The following is a 529-nucleotide window of genomic DNA, read 5'->3' as shown; positions in this document are numbered from 1 at the left end:
TTGTTACTTCAATAATCCTGTATTCTGGGACAGCCGTAGACTTACTTATTATCCTAATGTTATTTTTTGCCAAAAGAAAAAGCAGAAAAGACATCATTAACATCTATTTAGGACAATTTCTAGGCTCTGTTAGTCTAATATTGCTAAGTTTACTTTTTGCATTTGTCTTAAATTATATTCCTAGTAAAGAGATTTTAGGTTTGCTCGGTTTGATTCCAATTTTCCTAGGACTCAAAGTTTTGCTTTTAGGAGATTCTGATGGAGAAGCTATTGCAAAAGATGGTTTGCGCAAAGATAATAAAAACCTGATTTTTCTAGTCGCTATGATTACTTTTGCAAGTTGTGGTGCTGACAATATTGGTGTTTTTGTCCCATATTTTATTACCTTAAATTTAGCGAATTTGATAGTGGCTTTACTTACCTTTCTAGTCATGATTTATCTCTTGGTTTTTTCTGCCCAAAAATTGGCACAAGTCCCTTCTGTTGGAGAAACTTTGGAAAAATATAGCAGATGGTTTATTGCCGTTGT

General features: G+C 33.1%; 1 protein-coding gene. It reads left to right on the top strand.

Annotated elements, in window-relative coordinates:
• On the top strand, positions 1 to 529 hold a 529-nt coding region (locus tag PG086_RS09685; protein WP_270748847.1), incomplete at both ends, for a CadD family cadmium resistance transporter.

This window comes from Streptococcus halitosis (genome assembly GCF_027691175.1).
In the GTDB taxonomy this organism is placed as follows: Bacteria; Bacillota; Bacilli; order Lactobacillales; family Streptococcaceae; genus Streptococcus; species Streptococcus halitosis_A.
The sequence above is the reverse complement of the archived record's forward strand: the minus strand, read 5'-3'. Positions and strand labels throughout refer to the sequence as shown.